The sequence below is a fragment of the Mycobacterium mantenii genome (assembly GCF_001667865.1).
GTDB lineage: Bacteria > Actinomycetota > Actinomycetes > Mycobacteriales > Mycobacteriaceae > Mycobacterium > Mycobacterium mantenii_A.
Genome location: NZ_LZJP01000025.1, coordinates 1 through 1,088, shown reverse-complemented (window position 1 = coordinate 1,088; position 1,088 = coordinate 1). Strand labels below are relative to the sequence as shown.

Sequence of the window (1,088 nt, the reverse complement as noted above, 5' to 3'; positions counted from 1 at the left end):
TGTACCCGGCAGTCAGGTTGGTGACAGTCGGCTGACCGGGGGTTGACCTCCGATGGCTGAGTGGCGTCGTTGATTGTTGTAGTGCTCGAGCCAGGGGGCAAGGGCTGCGCAGCGAGCATCGTTGGTGGTGAAGACGTGGTAGTAGGCCCATTCGGTTGCCAGGGTGCGGTTAAAGCGTTCTGCCTTGCCGTTCTGCCAGGGGCAGTGCGGTCGGATGAAGACCTGGCGGGCGCCGAGGTTGTTAATGACCGTGCGTATCGCTGTGCTGTAGCGGTAGGCGAAGGCGTTGTCGGTCATAACGCGTTCGATATGGCTGATGCCGGCTGCGTTGAAGTAGGCCGCTGCGCGGGTCAGGAACGCGGCGCAGGTTGCGCCTTTTTCGTCGGGCAAGATTTCTGAGTAGGCCAATCGGGAATGGTCATCGATGGCTGAGTGCACATAGTCGTAGCCGGTGCGGGCCTTCTTGGCGGCATTGGTTCTGCTCATCCGCCGTCCGTGGGCTTTCCAGCCGCCGCCCTGAGGGATGCGACCAATCTTCTTGACGTCCATGTGGATCAGCTCGCCAGGACGGTCGCGTTCGTAACGTACGGCGGTGACTTTGGAGGCTCGGATCACTTGCCCGGTTAATGGATCACACTGGCGTAGATAGGGCAGCCGGTGGCGCCGCAGGATTGCACTGACCGTGCGTGCCGGCACGCCGAGTCCATCGGCGATGAACTGTTGGCCTCGTCGCGATGATCGGCGTAATGCAACCACAGCGGATTCGACCTCGGCCGCTGTGCGTGTCGGGCAGCGGTGCGGGCGTGAGGACCGATCGACCAATCCGGCCGGCCCCTCGGCAACGTACCGACGGAGCCATCGATACGCGCATTGACGCGACACACCCAGCTCGGCGGCGACATGAGCGGGCTTTCGGCCAGCGATAAGAATGCGATCAACGAGTAGCTGTCGACCATGAATGTTCAATCGGGCATTAGCGTGGGGCACGAGGACCTCCGTGTGTGAGTAGAGACGTCAGACATCTCCACTAAGCCCGGAGGTCCTCCCTTCTCACAGCCGAATCGTCAACAACGTCCCTGCCGGGTACA

General features: G+C 61.8%; 1 protein-coding gene. It reads right to left on the bottom strand.

Annotated elements, in window-relative coordinates:
• Positions 1-12 precede the first annotated feature (12 nt).
• Complete coding sequence (locus tag A5688_RS03810; protein ID WP_067909556.1) at positions 13-987, bottom strand: IS481 family transposase; 975 nt, start codon at positions 985-987, stop codon at positions 13-15.
• Positions 988-1,088: the final 101 nt, after the last annotated feature.